The sequence below is a fragment of the Aliiroseovarius sp. S1339 genome (genome assembly GCF_023195695.1).
Taxonomy (GTDB): Bacteria; Pseudomonadota; Alphaproteobacteria; order Rhodobacterales; family Rhodobacteraceae; genus Aliiroseovarius.
This window is the reverse complement of record NZ_JALPQG010000005.1, coordinates 152,516-169,677: the sequence shown is the minus strand read 5'-3', so window position 1 is coordinate 169,677 and position 17,162 is coordinate 152,516. Positions and strand designations below refer to the sequence as shown.

At 58.7% G+C, this 17,162-nt stretch carries 17 protein-coding genes; 3 read left to right on the top strand and 14 right to left on the bottom strand.

The features are described 5' to 3' along the window. The first annotated feature begins 199 nt into the window (after positions 1-199). Together MUY35_RS09320 and MUY35_RS09315 are read left to right on the top strand one after the other, a co-directional pair. Positions 200-1,927, top strand: coding sequence for a hypothetical protein (locus MUY35_RS09320; protein ID WP_248366574.1), 1,728 nt, complete (start codon positions 200-202; stop codon positions 1,925-1,927). A 200-nt stretch (positions 1,928-2,127) separates the two neighbouring features. Further along, positions 2,128-3,678 carry a phospholipase D family protein gene (locus MUY35_RS09315; RefSeq protein WP_248366571.1) on the top strand — a complete coding sequence of 517 codons (1,551 nt, stop codon included), beginning with the start codon at positions 2,128-2,130 and terminating at the stop codon, positions 3,676-3,678. A gap of 77 nt (positions 3,679-3,755) precedes the next feature. Here the strand turns inward: MUY35_RS09315 and MUY35_RS09310 are convergent, their stop codons facing one another. Both MUY35_RS09310 and MUY35_RS09305 read right to left on the bottom strand, forming a co-directional pair. Then, positions 3,756-4,442 carry an MOSC domain-containing protein gene (locus tag MUY35_RS09310; protein WP_248366568.1) on the bottom strand — a complete coding sequence of 229 codons (687 nt, stop codon included), beginning with the start codon at positions 4,440-4,442 and terminating at the stop codon, positions 3,756-3,758. Continuing rightward, positions 4,442-4,984 carry a MarR family transcriptional regulator gene (locus tag MUY35_RS09305; protein WP_248366565.1) on the bottom strand — a complete coding sequence of 181 codons (543 nt, stop codon included), beginning with the start codon at positions 4,982-4,984 and terminating at the stop codon, positions 4,442-4,444. The genes MUY35_RS09310 and MUY35_RS09305 overlap by 1 nt, the downstream gene beginning before the upstream one ends. A gap of 88 nt (positions 4,985-5,072) precedes the next feature. On the opposite strand from MUY35_RS09305, the gene MUY35_RS09300 reads away from it, so the two are divergent. After that, positions 5,073-5,822: a hypothetical protein gene (locus MUY35_RS09300; protein WP_248366531.1), complete on the top strand. Its 750-nt coding sequence runs from the start codon at positions 5,073-5,075 to the stop codon at positions 5,820-5,822. Between the two features lie 128 nt (positions 5,823-5,950). On the opposite strand, the gene MUY35_RS09295 is transcribed toward MUY35_RS09300, so the two are convergent. The 12 genes from MUY35_RS09295 to MUY35_RS09240 all read right to left on the bottom strand — a co-directional run bounded on the left by MUY35_RS09295 (position 5,951) and on the right by MUY35_RS09240 (position 17,150). Continuing rightward, positions 5,951-6,643: an RraA family protein gene (locus MUY35_RS09295; RefSeq protein ID WP_248366487.1), complete on the bottom strand. Its 693-nt coding sequence runs from the start codon at positions 6,641-6,643 to the stop codon at positions 5,951-5,953. Beyond that, positions 6,640-7,335 carry an alpha/beta fold hydrolase gene (locus MUY35_RS09290; protein WP_248366468.1) on the bottom strand — a complete coding sequence of 232 codons (696 nt, stop codon included), beginning with the start codon at positions 7,333-7,335 and terminating at the stop codon, positions 6,640-6,642. Before MUY35_RS09290 ends, MUY35_RS09295 begins: the two co-directional genes overlap by 4 nt. Continuing rightward, positions 7,332-8,456 carry a cobalamin-independent methionine synthase II family protein gene (locus tag MUY35_RS09285; RefSeq protein WP_248366465.1) on the bottom strand — a complete coding sequence of 375 codons (1,125 nt, stop codon included), beginning with the start codon at positions 8,454-8,456 and terminating at the stop codon, positions 7,332-7,334. The genes MUY35_RS09290 and MUY35_RS09285 overlap by 4 nt, the downstream gene beginning before the upstream one ends. A gap of 63 nt (positions 8,457-8,519) precedes the next feature. After that, entirely contained in the window at positions 8,520-9,485 is a 966-nt protein-coding gene (locus tag MUY35_RS09280) for a cupin (RefSeq protein WP_248366463.1), read from the bottom strand. Positions 9,486-9,627: 142 nt separating this feature from the next. Continuing rightward, positions 9,628-10,599, bottom strand: a complete 972-nt coding sequence (locus MUY35_RS09275; RefSeq protein WP_248366460.1) for an ester cyclase — start codon at positions 10,597-10,599, stop codon at positions 9,628-9,630. Next, complete coding sequence (locus MUY35_RS09270) at positions 10,596-11,606, bottom strand: nuclear transport factor 2 family protein (RefSeq protein ID WP_248366456.1); 1,011 nt, start codon at positions 11,604-11,606, stop codon at positions 10,596-10,598. Before MUY35_RS09270 ends, MUY35_RS09275 begins: the two co-directional genes overlap by 4 nt. 3 nt (positions 11,607-11,609) lie before the next feature. Then, the gene (locus MUY35_RS09265; RefSeq protein WP_248366453.1) at positions 11,610-12,623 is read right to left on the bottom strand and encodes a LacI family DNA-binding transcriptional regulator; all 1,014 of its coding nucleotides are present in this window, start codon (positions 12,621-12,623) and stop codon (positions 11,610-11,612) included. Continuing rightward, positions 12,623-13,387, bottom strand: a complete 765-nt coding sequence (locus MUY35_RS09260) for an SDR family oxidoreductase (protein WP_248366450.1) — start codon at positions 13,385-13,387, stop codon at positions 12,623-12,625. The genes MUY35_RS09265 and MUY35_RS09260 overlap by 1 nt, the downstream gene beginning before the upstream one ends. Then, positions 13,384-14,712 carry a histidinol dehydrogenase gene (gene hisD, locus MUY35_RS09255; protein WP_248366447.1) on the bottom strand — a complete coding sequence of 443 codons (1,329 nt, stop codon included), beginning with the start codon at positions 14,710-14,712 and terminating at the stop codon, positions 13,384-13,386. Before hisD ends, MUY35_RS09260 begins: the two co-directional genes overlap by 4 nt. A gap of 11 nt (positions 14,713-14,723) precedes the next feature. Beyond that, on the bottom strand, positions 14,724-15,161 hold the full coding sequence (locus tag MUY35_RS09250) for an ester cyclase (protein ID WP_248367230.1): 438 nt from the start codon (positions 15,159-15,161) through the stop codon (positions 14,724-14,726). 47 nt (positions 15,162-15,208) lie between these two features. Beyond that, a complete protein-coding gene (gene ugpC, locus MUY35_RS09245; RefSeq protein WP_248366444.1) occupies positions 15,209-16,261 on the bottom strand; it encodes a sn-glycerol-3-phosphate ABC transporter ATP-binding protein UgpC in 1,053 nt (350 codons plus the stop codon). Between the two features lie 10 nt (positions 16,262-16,271). Next, the gene (locus MUY35_RS09240) at positions 16,272-17,150 is read right to left on the bottom strand and encodes a carbohydrate ABC transporter permease (protein ID WP_248366435.1); all 879 of its coding nucleotides are present in this window, start codon (positions 17,148-17,150) and stop codon (positions 16,272-16,274) included. Positions 17,151-17,162 lie beyond the last annotated feature (12 nt).

Here is a 17,162-nt window from a genome sequence, read left to right as displayed (position 1 = left end):
GCCTCAACCTTGGACGAAACGCGACGATCCGAGATATGATCATGCCACCGGTCAACTTCGACATTTTGCCGCCTGGTCGGTTTTCCGTGCAAGGTCGTGAAATCCTGCAGGTTTAGCCACGCTTGACTGGGGTAACTCCGACACCCGATAATTCCACTGAAGAGCGAAAGTGCCAGCAAAGCAGGGGAAGGATCCGATTATGGTTGGGACGATCATCCTGGGTTTGGCGATGACCGTTTTTTGGGCGATTGGCTGGCAGGAAACGTCGATTTGGGCGTTCGTTATTGGTGCAGCTTTACGCTTGATCACTATCGGATATCAGACGTCCATGATTGCCAAAGGCGTTACCGGTGATCCAGGCTTACGAGAAGCGTCTGTTGCTTATGTGCAAAGCAATGAGCCTCGCCGGTTCTTCGCGCAATTCGGCCTGACGCGCGTTTCAGAAGCCGCCGCTTGGCCATTTGTGGAATTGCTCAATATCTTTTTTGGCCTGGTCGTTCTTCTTCTGACCCCGGCTCGCAACAATATGACGCGGGAACGAACAATCTATTATGTCGGGTTCCGTTGTCCCCCTCCGCTGCTTTCATTGGCGGCGCATGGCCTTCAGGCGTGGTTTCTGACTGCGCAATATTCACCAGCGACGCAGACCAGTGTCGCTTTCAAAGCGGCGGTTGCGATCCAGATCGCGGGATTTGTCGCGCTTGGTCTGCATTTTTTGGCCCAGCGGAAGTTTATGAAGAACTTCTCGACATCCGGCCTGTCACCTTCTGCCTATGTCGCGGCCAACACGGTATTGGCGATTGGGGCGGCGGCGATGGTGCGGATCGTTGCCGCCATTGCATTTGGCGCAAGCGCACCTACCGTTAACGGCGAGGAGTTGTTTCGGGCCGTGCGGGCGCTCGCGATCAACGAAGACCTGTTCGATATTGTCGATGTTCTGCGCAAGTCCGAAACCTGGGATGCGTTTACAAGCGAAGTATCCGCGGCGGCGGCAGGGATCACATGGCTCGGATCACTCGACGCCTTCCTCTCAACGTTTGTCGTTGTCACACCCATCCGCGCATTGTGGTCAAGCATCACTTACAAACGAGACGACGATGATCGGTTCAACCGCGCTTTGTATTTCTTGACGGCGGGCCGCAACGCGCGGGCCTGCGCAGAAGCCGACAAGATGGACAGCGTCGCAGAGGCGGCATCAGTCAAAGCGCTCGCAGCCCTATGTGATGGCGACTACGAAGCTTTCGTACATGAACTTGATTTGGTTGACGGTTCTGCGAAATTGGCGGCCGCAGGGCGTGATCCGGACACGTTGCGGCATATCCATTTCATAGAAGCGATGTCGCTTGCACCGATCAACGCGGAGCGGTTCGCCGACCTGCTTGAAGCCTTTTGGCAAGAGCGAAAACGATTGGCGTCGGTGTTGATACTCTCTTCGTGGATCGCTGAAAGTCATGGAGGGCGTGAAGCTTTGGAGAAGGCTGCTGCGGGTCGATCTTGGGGCGATGCCATCAGCGAAGTTTTCACCTTAATAGAGGAGCATTTGAAATCTGGTGACGGTTTCGCAGAGGCTGTATCAGAGCGGTATTCGCAGCAGCCAGTCTCTCTCGCGTTGGCCGTGGTGGTTGCATACCAGCACTTTGGGTCACTGGTGAAAAACCCCGCCAGAAGAGAGAGAGCGCGCAAGCAGATCGAAATGGCGGTCAAGGAAATTACCAAACAGATTCAATCTGCCGACAAGGGTGATGGCCTTGCCTTTGCCATGCTTGGACAGTTCTACGGTTTGCCGGCCCACTTCAAGACGAGCTTCGGGGTTGAGCCGGTGGCCTGGACAGCGCTTATTGACGCGATGGAACGAAAAATGGTGGCCTCTGGCCTGAAACTCACCCCAGCTTACGGCAATATTCGATCAGCAAATATCCAGTATTGACGCAGCCAGCGCCAAGAACAAAGATCCTGCGGTCGCGGGATGCCATGATGTCTTGAACGTGTCGACGGATTACGACCACTGCGCCTTATCGAAACTTCCGGCTTGCAGACTAAGGCGCATGCTTTCTAAAGCCCGACCATATTCGGCTCAGACACATCGCGGTTCTTGGTGTGCAGCGTCCTTGTCGCTAACATGCCAGTATGAAACGTATTTTAAAACTTCTCACAGCACTCGTTGCCGTCCTCGCCATCGCGGTTTTCGCGGCGCGACTTGCTTTTCCGCTGCCCGACATCTCTGGGCGCGCTGACAGTCTTGCGATCCCGGCTGACCCCAATACCCTGCTTGGACGGCTGATGGTTGGCGGTGCCGTCGAACACCCCGGCCAGTCCGGCGTCATCCCGCTGCAGGACGGAACTGACGCTCTGGCCAGCAGACTGGCTCTGGCCGCGACGGCCAAGCGCTCGATAGATGCGCAATACTATATCTGGCATGATGACACGTCGGGTATATTGCTTCTTGAAGCTTTGCGTCAGGCGGCAGAGCGCGGTGTAAGGGTGCGGCTGCTGCTGGACGACAATGGCATCCCCGGTCTTGATAGCTTCGTGACAACGCTAAACGCGCACGACAATTTTGAGGTTCGCCTGTTCAACCCATCCACTGTGCGCAGCCCTAAGATGCTGGGATACACATTCGACTTTCTTCGCATGAACCGCCGCATGCACAACAAGTCGTTCATCGCCGACGGTGCCACCGCGATTATCGGCGGGCGCAACATAGGGAACGAGTATTTTCAGGTCGGTGACGATGTCTTCTATGTCGATATGGACGTCTTGGCGACGGGTGCGATTGTTCCGCAAACGGCGGCGGTCTTCGATGAGTATTGGAACAGCGAATCGGTCTTCGAAGTGGAACATATCATCGGCGGCTCCGATGATCTGGCCGCGTTTCAGGCGCGCGTTGCTGACGTGACAGCAAGCGCCGAAGCGGCCAACTTCAACGAGGTCGTGCAAAGCAGTTTGGACCGCTATGCACAAGGCGCCGCCGCGATGGAGTGGACAAACGTACAACTCGTGGCAGATGATCCGGTCAAGGGCCTTGGTATCGCCACACGTGACCAACTGATGATCACACGATTGGGTGAAATCCTAGGAGAGGTTGAACATCGGCTTGATCTCGTTTCCGCCTACTTTGTTCCCGGAAAGCCCGGCACGGAGTATTTTGCAAACCTTGCCCGCGCTGGGAAAGACGTGCACATCCTGACCAATGCTCTGAACACCACCGATGTGCTTATGGTGCACGCCGGGTATTCCAAGTATCGCCGCGAGCTTCTGGAGGCGGGCGTCAGTCTCTATGAATTGAAGCTGCGCGGCGAGATGACGCCAGAGGCTGAACTTCAGATCAAGCCCTTCGGCCTGTCAGGGGCAAGCTTGCATGCAAAGACTTTTGCCATGGACGGGACACGTATTTTCATCGGATCGTTTAATTTCGATCCACGCTCGGCCACGCTAAATTGCGAGATGGGCTTCCTTATCGACAGCCCAACCCTTGCAAAGCGGGTCAGTGACGGCTTCGATGGTCCGCTTCAAACAGTGACGTATCAACCGGAACTGACACCCGAAGCCAAGATGGTATGGCAAGAGCACATACGCGACAGCAAGACGGTGATCTATCAGGAAGAACCTGGCGCGACATGGTTCCAGCAGATCGCCATGGTGTTGATCGGAGTGTTGCCGATAGAGTGGCTGTTGTGAAAATTGTGCTCACCGGTAAAGCCCGAGTCGTCGCGGCGATAGCTGGACATCATCTGAACTTCAGCCAGCAGGCACGGTCAGCCCAGCCTCTTGGATGTATCTTCCGCTAGGTTTCCGTCTGCCATTCTTGAAAATGCCTTGCGCCAGCCTAATGCCAACTCTGACAGCTCCGCCAGTTCCTTTGCATCGTTTTGGGCAATATGTTTGGTCAATCGCGCATCGGTCACCGCGGCAACTGTCCATTTCGGTTGCACCCGTTCGATCAGCTGAATTTGATCTCCTTGACAGACATGACCCGCCTCCAGAACTCGGTAATACCATCCGGTGCGAAGGGTTTTCTGGAACAGGTGGGCCATCCGGTCCTGGCCCGTGTGCAGGTTCAGTTTCCAACAAGGCTGCCGTCCTTGGCTTATCTGAACGATTGCTGTTCCAAGACGGAAGATGTCGCCGATAAAGGCGCTATCTTCCCGCAATCCCGTGGTTGAGATGTTTTCGCCGAACGCTGCGGGGCGGGTGTTTGGGGCAATCAAACCTTCCGCCTGCCAATCCGCGTAGTGATCGGCGGCGTAGTGATGCACGGCCTTTTCTGGTCCGCCATGCACTGCCAAGTCTGCCTGTTGATCCTTCTTGAACCCGGTCAGGGTCAAGGACTGCGGACCCTTGATGGCGGTCTTGGCGATGGCCGAGGCAGGTTTACCCGGCCAACGGTTCCGGGCCGGACCCACGAACAGCCCTTCAATCGCGTATGTGTCAATCGTGGTCATCATGCGGGCACTTGCTCATGGCATATTTGTTCGGTCTCTGCATCGTTTAGCGCCACACGCAAAAGCGTGCAGTATCCGCCGGTTTCCATGGGCTTGAAGTGCAGGCAGGTGCGACAGATGCCGAACGGTTTTAACCCATTCTCACGCACAGCCGCGTTCAGCAAGCGCCGCATCGACGCCTCGATGTTTGCAAGATCGTTCTGGGGCAGTTTTTCCAGGGCGGCGAGCAAAAGCGATCCGGTTCCACCCACGCTGCGGCCCATATCCGTCAAATGATAGCTGGTTGACCGCTTGTCTGTGCTGGACCGCTCTTCGGAAACAAACCCTTTGCGCATCAGCGCTTTCAACGTTTGCGACGTTGTCCCCCGCGTGGTTCCCAGAAAGTCAGCAACATGCGAAGGCGACCGCGAAAAGCGATTGGCCCGGGCAAGATAGTCAACTGCCGCGCGCTGCGCGGGATTAAGCGCGCCATCCCAGTTCTGTGCCGCGTCCAAACGACTCAGCCGATTGATCAGTGCGCGTATCTGTTCATTTGATTTCATGACCTTTTATAGCGAGTCGATATCATCATTGCAATAATAGCGACTCGCTACTATAATGCTGACACAATCCAACACAGGAGCCTAGACCATGACCAGAACCCTTCTTCCGATCCTTGCGCTGTCCGTGACCGCTTCAGCAGCCTTCGCCGATGGTGATCACGCGGTCCATCAAGATGGTGCAGTGCTGTCACAACCTGACGAGGCTGTCGTCGCTTCGTTCGACATCCTTGCCGCCCACGCACATCGCGCGGCCAATCAGGTAACCTTTCAAATGACCACGAATGGCGTCGCGGGTGCAGACACGCCAGAACCGGTCGGCGCGCTTGGTGATGCGCCTGTGCATTCCTATGTCTGGCCAACTTCCCTTGATCCGGCCGCTGTCGGGTTTGAAGGCGAAACCGGCATCCTTGCTCTTGCCGCAACAAGTCACCCCGACTTTGACGACACCCCACTTGTCGACGAAAATCAGGACGGCGACCCTGCCAATGACGGCCTGATCTGGCACTCTCACTGGGTCGTGCTGACGCCAACGGAAAACTGTGGACCGGGAGCGCTGGCCGTGCGCGATATCGCTGAAGGCGAAACCCCGAAAATGCCAGCGACGTGGCCCGGCCTGCCGATCTTTCTGGACAGCCCCGGCTTCACCCCGCTTTTCGACGGGCCAGAAATCAAACTAACCGTCGGCTTTTCCAGCGATGTCGAACTGGCTGGCGCGACCTATGACGGAGTGACCGCTGCATTGCGCGTCAACGCCAATATCCACGCCCCGCTTCTGTGCGTCACGGATGTATTTGACATCGCCTCGGGCGACCTTTCGCTGCCGGGTGTCCTGCAATAGCATTACGAGGACAAGCGGCTCTAAGTGCGGCCGCATCACCCCAACGTCGGGCAGGCTCAAATGGAAACAGACATAAAGCCAGACGACATGCGCGATGATATATGACGCAACGGCACTTCAAATCACCGTCACGTCCGCGCCTTCTCGAACGCTGCCCAAGCTGCCTCGAACGCCGCGAAGTCAAAACCTTCCTTGCGGGCGGGACCAAGCACCAGATGTTCCGTGTCCTGCATCTTGACGATCGCGCTTTCGAGGTGGTCCACCACCTCTGGCGGCACAACCACAGCACCGTGGCGGTCGGCGTGAACCAGATCGCCCGGGCGCACTGTCAGCCCAAACACCGTTACCGGCACGTCCAATGCGGTAACGTGCACGAAACCGTGGCTTGGCCCGACGCTGCCCGCTACCACCGGATAGTCTGCCGCCATATCACCCAGATCACGCATGACCCCGTTGGTCAGCGTGCCGGACATGCCAAACCCTTTGTGGATGGTGGTGTTCACCTCGCCCCAATATGCGCCGATGGCATTGGGGAAATCCTCGTCCTCGATCACGCAGACCGAAGGGGCAGGGGCGTCTGCCATCTGTTTGTAATACGCCATCCGGCGCGCCTTGATGACCTCTGGCGGCTCGCTGGGCGGTGACACAGCGGCGATTTTTGCGGTGCTGGCATAGCCTACGACCACGCCTGTCGGCTCGTTGATTAGCATCGTTCCACGGGTGAACCCATCAAAGCCCCGTTGGCCTTGGGCGACTTCAATCGCGTTGCAAACCGTCGGTGTGTCGACGCGGCGCAATAGGGTAAGCAAACTGTCCTTCATGGTGCCTCCAGCCAGCGGCTCAAGGCCGCGTTGGTTGCTTGGGGTTGCTCTAGGGTCGGCAGATGGCCGGCACCTTCGATGATCTCAAGCGTCGCGCCCGGCACAAGCGAGCAGATGAGTTCGTGGCGATGGATCGGACACAAAGTGTCTTCCCGCCCGCACAGCGCTAGTGTCGGAACCTTGATCGCGCGCAAAGTATCCTGTTGGTCAGGCCGCGTTTGCAGCGCGCGTGACTGGCGCACGAACACATCCGGCCCAAGCGCTTCGGCCATGTCCATGCACAGATCAAGGATCGCGTCCCGCCCGGGCCCAGCCGCCAGATAACGCGGCTTCATCTCGTCACGCATGATCGTGCGCAATTCACCTGCCTTGGCACGCGCGATCTGCGGCTCGCGACCTTTGGCGATGGCGGCGTCCTCGGCCTTGGGGTTGGTATCCAGAAATGCGATCCGGTCGATCCGGTCGGGCGCTTGGCGAAACACCTCCATCGCGACAATCCCGCCCATCGACAGCCCGGCCAGTGCGAAGCGCGGCGGCGCGTGGGCCAAAACTTCTGCCGCCAGGTCGGCCATGTTATCCGACGCGCCAATCGGCGCAACCTGCACCGCCCGCGCGCTTGAGAACGCAGCGATCTGTGGCGCAAACAGCCGTGCGTCACACATCATTCCGGGCAAAAGAACCAGCGGCGTCATCGGACCAACGCCGCCCCTTCGGCCAAAGCGCCCAACTTGGCATAGGCAATGTCAGGGTCCACCGCACCAAAGCCCGCGAAGGTGCCAAAGCCGCAATCCGAGCCCGCGATCACACGATCCGCCCCGACGATATCCACGAACCGCCCGATACGCTCAGCCACCAGATCGGGGTGTTCGACGAAGTTCGTCGTCGTGTCCACCACACCGGGCACCAGCACCTTGTCATCAGGAATATCCGCCTTGCGGTCGCGGAACACGGACCATTCATGCCCATGGCGTGGGTTGGACGTTTCGAATAGAACATAGCGCGACTTGGTTGCCATAAGCGTGTCGAACATCTTCGCCATCGGGATGTCGCAAACATGCGGGCCTTCGTAGTTGCCCCAGCAGATATGCACGCGCACCTTGTCAGCAGGCACGTCTTGCAGCGCGTGGTTCAGCGCCTCGACATGGCTGGCCGCAACCTTCAGAAACTCGTCATCCGACAGGTCGTTGAACAGCATATGCCGCGACAACGCCAAGTCGGGGCAGTCCAGTTGCAGATCAAGGCCGGACGCCACGATCGTCTCGTATTCTGCCTTCATCGCATCGGCGAGCGCTGCCAGATAAGCCTCGCGTGTTTGGTAGTGATCGTTTTGCAGGAACAGTGAAATGACCCCCGGCGACGCCGCGTTCATGAACCCGCGCTCGACGCCATGTTCCGCCATCGCAGCCTTGAGGTTCGCGATGTCCTTTTCCAGCTCTCCCTGCCCCTTGGACTTCACCTCGCCGACGCACATGGGCCGCGCATATTGCGGCGTGCCCCCATCGTCGGCCAGCCGCTTCAGGAAGCTCGGGAATTGTTTCAGGTCCGCAGGCGCGTTGCGCGGGCTGTCCCCGTCAAACCCGGTATAGCGGTCCTTGACATAGGTGGCATAGCTGATCTTCGACGTCTCGCCGTCCGAGACGATATCCACGCCCGCCGCCTTTTGCTTGGCCACGGTGTCGCTGACCGCATCGGCCATCGCCGCGTCGAACGCTTTCGGGTCATAATCCACGCCGTTTTCGCGGGCGAAGATATAGTCCACCACATTTTGCGTGCGCGGCAGCGATCCCACATGGGTTGTTAGAACTTTGCTCATGATTGCCCTTTCAACGGTCTATTGCGTGCGCATCGACCCCACGTTCAGGGTCGATGCAATCTGTTAGCCTGTCCAGGTCAGCCCGGCGGGATCACCTGTGGCGACCACGTGATACAGTGATGCTTCGCCGCTCATCGACGGCAGCGCGTTATGTGGCAGGTTTTCCGGCACGCTCATCGTGTCACCGGGGGCAAGCGTGGCAGAGCCTCCGTCCCAATTGACCCGCCAATGCCCACGCATCGCCATCAACACTGACGGCTTATCATGTTGATGCATCGTCTCGCTGGCAGAGCTACGGGTGATCAAGTCCACCTCAAAGCCCGGCTTGTCGCGCAGCAGACCGGTTTCCCCAATCACCTTTACGGGTTTCTTGTCCGCCAGCGCCATCATATCCAGATAACGAGCGACGTGGTTGGGCAGCACCTCAGCGGTGGTGGGTTCAGGCCGCTTGGCCAGTTCAGCCGCCGACATCAGCGGCATCGGTTTCACACCATCGGGCAGAGTTTGCCCCTTCTTGCCGTCATAAAGCTTGCCGTTTTCGCCCAGCACCAACCCGTGGCCAGCGGCGTCTTCGATCACTTGCGGCGCCCACATGACACCGCCACCGGCATCGTCGCCGCCAAGGATCGCCATGATCATCCCATAGTCTGTTCCGATATTCTCGAACCCGCGGAAGATGGCGGTGGGGATGTTGAAGATGTCGCCCTCTTCCAACGTCACTTCGCCCGCATCGCCCCAGCGACCCCAGAAAAAGCGCCAGCGGCCTTTGAGCACGAAAAACACCTCGGCTGTGTGGTGGTCATGTAAGGAGTTGCGACACTTGGGCGGTTGACCCGCCGCGCCGATGTTGAACCCGTGCGGGATCGCGATATGCACGTGCTGGTCGGGGGATTCAGAGACCCCGCCGCCGATAATAGTGAAGTTTTCCTTCTGGTCGCTGCCCGGCGTATGGGCGTCGATGAAGGCGGTTTTGCACGGTTGCAGATCGCCGTAACGAACAATGCGAGCTTCCATGTCTTGAGGTGTCATTTGATGTGTTCCTGACTGAAATTCTGTGGGGATAGGTTTATGTCGCCGTCCAATCTGCTTGGTGGTCGCAGGTTCAGTCTGCGCGCACGGCGGCTGGCCAGGTACTCGTGCCTGCGCCGAAGAGTGCGCGCGCGACGTTGCATCAACTTTCCCCCATGTGCAGCAATATCTGCTTCCAGATCGCCACTTCGTCGATCAGCGTGAATTCGCGGCGCAGGCCCCATTCGCCCCATTCGGCGTGGGTGATGCCCATCACATGCACCTCGGCTCCCGTGGGCGCGCCGAAAAAGCCCGGGCCGCTGTGCTTGCCAGTCAGCGACCAGCGCACGGCGGCGCGGTTGGGCGTGCCCGGATCGCTGCGACCAATCTGGTGATGAATTTCGAAGGTCGCGGTAGGGAAGGACGACCGCAGGCGCATCCAGTCCGTCTCTGAGAAGTCCCACGACCAGCCGTTGCGCGCACCCCAATGTTCGGTGCAGACCGCGCGGTCATATTCGCTGCGGATGACGGTGAAGTCCTTGGCCATAATCCGTTGCAGGATATCGGCCAGCTTCCCACCCCATTCGTTATCGTTTCCCCGCCCCGTGTAAGGTCCAGTCACGTCATGGGATGGGTGAAAGGGCCGTGTGCACTTGTCCGGCCCGCCTTCCTGTTCAATCTGCCACGCGGCATAATCCTTGGGGTCCCACCCCAGCTGGCGCGCAACGCCGCCCACATCGCGTATCAGCCATTCATCGTCGATCACGTCGTCCTTGGCCGCGCAATCGGCGATGGTGCGGACCTGAAACGCCTTGCCCGTCGGCGGCCCGAACGCCCCGTGGCCCGTATGCGTGCCGCCCGTTACGATCCGGTGAGACGACAGATATCGATCGCCCTCTTGCGACCAAATCACATCCTCGCCCAGCAGGTAACGGTCGGGAAATTCGGCCAGTGTCGCGAGCGTTCCGTCGATCACGCTGGCGTTCCCCGTCACAAGCCCCGAGGGAAAGCGCATCGGGATGTCCTTGCCATAATAGTGGTGCAAAGTTGCCAAGCCGCGATCTTCCCAAATCTCTTTGGTGATCTTCAGGATATAGTCCGGCAAGTCATTGAACTGGTTTGAAAAACCCTTCATTCGTGCAGCCCTGTTTGAAGCAATATCTGTTTCCAGATCGCGGTTTCGTCGATCAGTGTGTGTTCGCGGCGGATGGTTGGATCGCCGGTGCCGAAGGGGCCGAAATCGGCGTGACTGATCCCCATGATATAGACCTCGGCACCCGTTGGTGTGCCAAAGCGGCCCCAGCCTGAATGCTTGCCGTGCAACGACCAGCGGACAGCCGCACGTGGCGCCATCAGCGGATCGTCTCGCCCGATCACGTGGTCGATGGTAAAATCCGCATCAGGAAATGCCGCGCGCAGGCTCATCCAAAAGTGGTCTGCTTCGGCCCAACCCATCGCGTCGTGCCCGGCGGGGTAATGCAGCGCGCAGGCACGGTCATAACGGTGCGCAATAACTTGCATGTCGGCGGCCATGATCGCGCGCAGCGTGTCAGCGTAACGCTGGCCCCATTCGTTGTCATTGCCCCGCCGCGTATAAGGCCCTGCCACGTCATTGGCGGGGGTCATCGGTTGCACACAACGCTGAGGCCCACCTTCGCGCGCGATAAGATCGCGGGTCCAGTCGACAAGATCCGCACCCATCTGGTGCACGATGGCCGACTGGTCGCGCACCAACCATTCGTCATACACCGCGTCGTCGCGGATCGCACAATCCGCCAAAATGCGATAGGCGAGCCGCCGCCCTGTGGGCGCGCCATACATACCCGGATGGGTGTGCGTCGCGGTGCAAAACAAGCGATGCGAGGACAGGTAAGCGTCCGAGGTTTTCGTCGCACCGTCAGGGTCGTCACACCAGATCACGTCCTCGCCCAGCAACTCGCGGTCAGGAAACTCGGCCAGCGTCGCCATGGTCGCTGCAATCACGTTCGAATTGTCGACCACCACCGATGCCGGGGAACGCACAATCAGCCCATCTGCATAGCGTTTGCGCAGGGAGCCGATTTCGCGGTCTTCCCAAATCTCCTTGGTGATCCCGATGATAAAACCGGGCACGTCACGCCATTTGCTGTCAAAGCCCCGCATATCCTATCCCTTCGCCGAAGCGGTCGACCCGCGCAGGACCAACACCCCTTCAAGTTTCGCCCGATGCGCGGGGCGCGTCGGGTCTTCAATGCGCTGCATCAACGCCTCGACCGTTTCAGCCACCATGCGGTTGATCGGCTGGCGATAGCTGGTCAGATCGTAAGCAGGCCAGGCGGCAATCGGCACGTCGTCGAACCCTGCGACGCTGATGTCTTCTGCCACCCGCAAGCCCAGCTTGAAGCGCAAGGCGTCCATCACGGCGAAGGCCATGTGGTCATTGCAGACGAAAATCGCGTCGGGGCGATCTTTGCCCGCGCACATCTCAAGCGTGGCGGCGCGGGCGGTATCATACAGGAAGTTGCCAACCTCGCGCATGGAAAGATCCAGCCCGGATGCGGCCAGCCCGTCGCGAAACCCCTGCTCGCGGTCACGCTGGGTCGACGCCTCTTCATGGCCTGCGATATAGCCGATGCGTTTGTGACCCTGCTGGGCGAAATGGGTGCCGATTGCAAACCCGCCGCCATAGTTGTCGGTGGTGACCGCAGACATGCGCAGGTCGTCTTGTTCGCGGTTGAACAGAACGACAGGAATGCCGTGTTCAGCGCAGCGGGAGCTGAGGCTGGAGGACATGGAGACTGAGGCAAGCACGATCCCTTCGACTTGATAATCAAGGATCTCCTCCATCACCGATTGCACCCCATCCCCCGCCGTAGGCGACGCCATGAAGATCAGCACGTGATAGCCAAGCTCTTGCAGCGCGTTGGACAGCCGCTCCACCGCTTCAGGATAGAATTGATTTTCCAGATAGGCGACCACCAGCCCGATCATCCGACTTTTGCCGGTGATCATTGCGCGCGCCATTGCGTTGGGACGGTAGCCTAACTCGGCGGCAGCTTTTTTCACCTTTGCCACGGTCGCAGGTGACGCCGATGCGCCACGGGTAAACACCCGGCTGACGGCCGATTGGCTGACCCCTGCGCGTTCAGCGACCTGAAGAGAGGTGATTTTGCGCGCCATCAATCTGCCGTCCATCCGCCGTCGATCAGCATATGGGTGCCAGTCATCAAGGCGGACGCATCCGACGCCAGATAGACCACCGGCCCCATGATGTCAGTGACCTCGCCCACGCGCCCAAGCTTGATTTTTTCTTCTATCCAGCGGACCCGTTGGGGGTTTTCAAACGTCGCTTCGGTCAGCGGCGTGCGAATGAAAGTCGGGCAGATCGTATTGACGCGGATGCCCAACGGCCCCCATTCAATCGCCATCGACTTGGTGAAGCCTTCCACCGCATGTTTCGTGCCACAATAGACGGCACGGTCGATGCCGCCGACATGCGCCATTTGGCTGGTAATGTTGATCAAAGATCCGGGCCTACCCGCTGCGACCAAGCCCTTGGCCACGGCCGTCGTCAGGAAATACGCACCTTTGAAGTTCAGGTCCGACACAGCGTCGAAATCAGTCTCTTGGGTGTCCAAAGCAGGGCTGTGGATGGCAAGTCCGGCAGAGTTCACCAGAATGTCGAACGGCCCTGCCTTGGCCACCGCCGCTTGCAGGGTTGCTACGTCCGACACGTCCAGCGGCAGAATACTGACGTTGAACCCGGCGTTTTGCATCTCTTGCGCCGTCGTTTCCAACTTGCCGACTGACCGCGCGGCCAGCGTGATGTCCGCCCCGGCTTCGGCCAACGCGACTGCGCACGCCAAACCAATACCCGAGGATGCCCCCGTGACCAATGCGCGTTTGCCAGATAGATTGAAAGATGGAGTCTTGGGCAGGCTCATTCTGCGGCGTCCTTATAAGGTGCGGCTCCGCCATACGGCACGTTAACGCCACCGTAACGACGCACGCGGACGTTGCACTGTTCGGCATGGCCGACGAACCCTTCCAGAAGGCAGAGGCGCGAGCCATAGGCGCCAATTTCGGCGGCGGCAGCGTCAGTGGTGATCTTCTGATAGCTATGCGTTTTCAGATACTTACCGACCCACAACCCGCCCGTATACCGCCCCGCTTTTTTGGTCGGCAGCGTGTGATTGGTGCCGATCACCTTGTCACCATTGGCGACATTGGTGCGCGGCCCAAGGAACAGCGCGCCGTAGCAGGTCATATGTTCAAGGAACCAATCGTCGCGGTCGGTCATGACTTGCACATGCTCGCTGGCGATATCGTCGGCGACGGCCAGCATTTCGTCATAAGTGTCGCACAGGATCACCTCGCCGTAATCTTCCCAGCTTTTTGATGCAGTGTCGGCGGTGGGAATGATCTTCAGCAAGCGGTCAATTTCGGACAAGGTGTCTTTCGCCAGCTTTTCAGAATTGGTTAGCAGGACTGCAGGTGAGTTGTAGCCGTGCTCGGCCTGGCCCAGCAAATCAGTCGCACACAACTCCCCGTCGACGGTATCATCAGCGATCACCATGGTCTCGGTCGGGCCCGCGAACAGGTCGATACCAACGCGGCCAAACAGTTGGCGCTTTGCCTCGGCGACGAAGGCGTTGCCGGGGCCGACGAGCATATGCACCGGCTCGATCGTTTCGGTGCCAATCGCCATCGCGCCGACAGCCTGAATGCCGCCCAAAACATAAATTTCATGCGCGCCACCCATATGCATCGCGGCGATTACCGCTGGGTTCGGCTCGCCCTTGAACGGCGGGGTGCAGGCGACGATGCGCGGCACCTTGGCGACGCTGGCGGTGGCGACCGACATATGGGCGGATGCCACCATGGGAAACTTGCCGCCGGGCACGTAGCAGCCCACCGATTGCACTGGGATATTCTTGTGGCCAAGGATCACGCCGGGCAACGGCTCCACCTCGATATCAAGCATGGAATCCCGCTGCGCCTGCGCGAAGTTGCGGACTTGATCTTGGGCAAAGCGTATATCGGCCATGTCCCGGTCCGAGACCTTGGCGATGATAGACTGAATGTCATCGTCCGACAGGCGATAGCTTGCGGGGCTATAGTTGTCGAACTTTTCGGCCATTTCACGCACGGCTGCGTCGCCACGGGCTTCGATCGCCTTCAACCCGTCTTCGACGATGGCACGAACCTTGGCATCATCCTCGGCGCGGGCAGCTTCGGAACGGGCGGTTTTCAGGTGGCGAATGGTCATTTATTGCGTCCTTATGCGGGATGTTGCGGCGTTGCCGTGCCGTCGTCGTAATGCTCCCAGCCATGGCCATCGAACACGTCGCGGCCAAGCTGGGCGAGAACCGATGGAAAATCGACCGAGACCCAATTGTCCTTGATCCGCCCGTCTTCGACCTTCCAGAAATCCATATACGGGATTTTCACGCGCTTACCGGTCGCTTTGATCCCCATGAAGGTGCCGCTATGCGTCGCTTCGATATGACCGAAGCACGAGGCCCATTCGCCTTCGCAGACGAACTTTTCGGTCTTGTAATCGCGTTCGGTGAAGGCGGCGCGTATGGGCAGTTGCCAGTTGTTACGAAAGGCCGCGAGGTCCGGCTTGGTACCGCAGCCCTGGTTGCCCATCCAGCGAAAATCTTCATGGAAATGGGCGGCCATATCGTTCGAGTTGGCGGCCAACGCCGCCTCCATCCGCAAGATAACCTGACGGGTCGCTTCCGCCTGCTCGGTCGGTGTCATCACAGGGCAATCCTTTCACCAGAGTCCGTGTCGAACAGGTGGCAAATACTGGCCGGAATGCTGGCCTGCACGATTTCATCGATTTCTGCGCGATATTCTTTGTTGGTCTTGACCGACACCAAAGCGCCACCGAGCCGCCACGAGATCATTGACGCTTCGCCCAGCAATTCGATGGAATACATCGGCGCAGAGATTTGGCCGCCTGTGTCGACGATTTCGGCATCCTCAGCGCGAAAGCCCAGCGTGACGTTGCCCGACGGGCCAGTGGGAAGGCCTTCGACCCTGATACCGTCGCCGGCGAAGGTGCCGCCGTCCAGCGTGCCTTCGACAAGGTTCATTGCAGGCGAGCCGATGAAGCTGGCGACAAAGGTGTTGGACGGGGTGTCATAAATGTCCGTCGGCGTGCCAACTTGCTGAATCTTACCCGCATTCATCACGACGACGCGGTCGGCCAAGGTCATGGCCTCGATCTGGTCGTGGGTCACATAAACAGTGGTGGTTTTCAGCTTCGATTGCAGGTTTTTAATCTGCGCGCGTGTGCTGACCCGCAGCTTTGCATCAAGGTTGGACAGCGGCTCGTCCATCAAAAACACCGTGGGCTTACGCACGATGGCGCGACCAAGGGCGACACGCTGGCGCTGGCCGCCCGAAAGCTCGGCAGGGCGGCGGTGCATGAAATCCTCAAGCTCGGTCATGCGAACGGCTTTCATCACCATCTCATCATGCTTTTCCTTGGGCACCTTACGGACGCGCAGCGGAAAGCGGATGTTTTCATAAACCGTCAGGTTGGGGTAAAGGCCATAGGATTGGAACACCATGCTGATGTCGCGATCCTTCGGCTCCAGATCATTGACGACACGGTCGCCCAAAATGATCTCGCCCTCGGTGACATCTTCAAGTCCTGCAATCATCCGCATGGTTGTTGATTTGCCGCAGCCGGATGGCCCCAGCAGCACAAGAAACTCCTCGTCCGCGATGTCGAGATTGAAGTTGTCGACACCGACAAAGGCGCCCCAACGCTTGTTGACGTTCTTGAGTTGAAGTCTGGCCATATCTAAGCCCCTATCCTTTGACGGCGCCAGCGGTCAGGCCGCTCACGATTTGACGTTGAAAGAACATTACCATCACGAACAGCGGTGCCGTGGCCGAGACAACGGCCGACACGGCGAACATGACGTTGCCCTTGGTTTGAGTGGTCCCGAGGAAGCTGGCAATCTTGGGCACCATTGTCTGGTTTTCCTTGCTCAGCAGCATCGTGGTGACAGCGAAGTCATTGTAAGCCAGCAGGAAGCTGAACAGACCCGTTGTGATAACCCCCGGCCACATCACCGGAATGATCACGTGTCGGAACGCTTGAAAGCGAGTGCAGCCGTCGACCATCGCACTTTCGTCCAGATCCTGTGGGATGTTCTTGAAGAACGAATGCAGCATCCACAAGGTAAAGGGCTGGTTGAGAGCCACAAGAACGATCACCGTGGTATAAAGATGCCCCCAAAGGTTCCATTCAAAGAACGGCAGCAGATAGCCCGAAACCAACGTGATCGGCGGCATCGCACGGAATATCAGCGCGAACAGCAGGAACCAGAAGGCATAGCGGTGGGTCGAACGCGCAAGAGCATAGCCCCCCAGCGTGCCGCAGGTCAGTGAAACGGTAACCACGAACAGGCACACAAGCGTGGTGTTAAGCGCCGCGCGCCAGAATTCTTCCTGTATCCAAGCACCGTGATAGCCCGCGCCGGTGAAGCTGCCGCCTGTTTCGATTTGCGTCATGGTTCCGAACAGAGCGTTGGCCCAGTTCGCTTTGGAAAAGAAGTCACCTTCGACCTTGAACGACCCCCAAAGAGTCCAAAGAAACGGGAATGCCGCGATCACCAACCAGATCACCAAAAACGAGGTGGCCATGATCCGAACCGAGGGCGGCTGACGATTAGCTTTTGACATGGGCTTACGTCC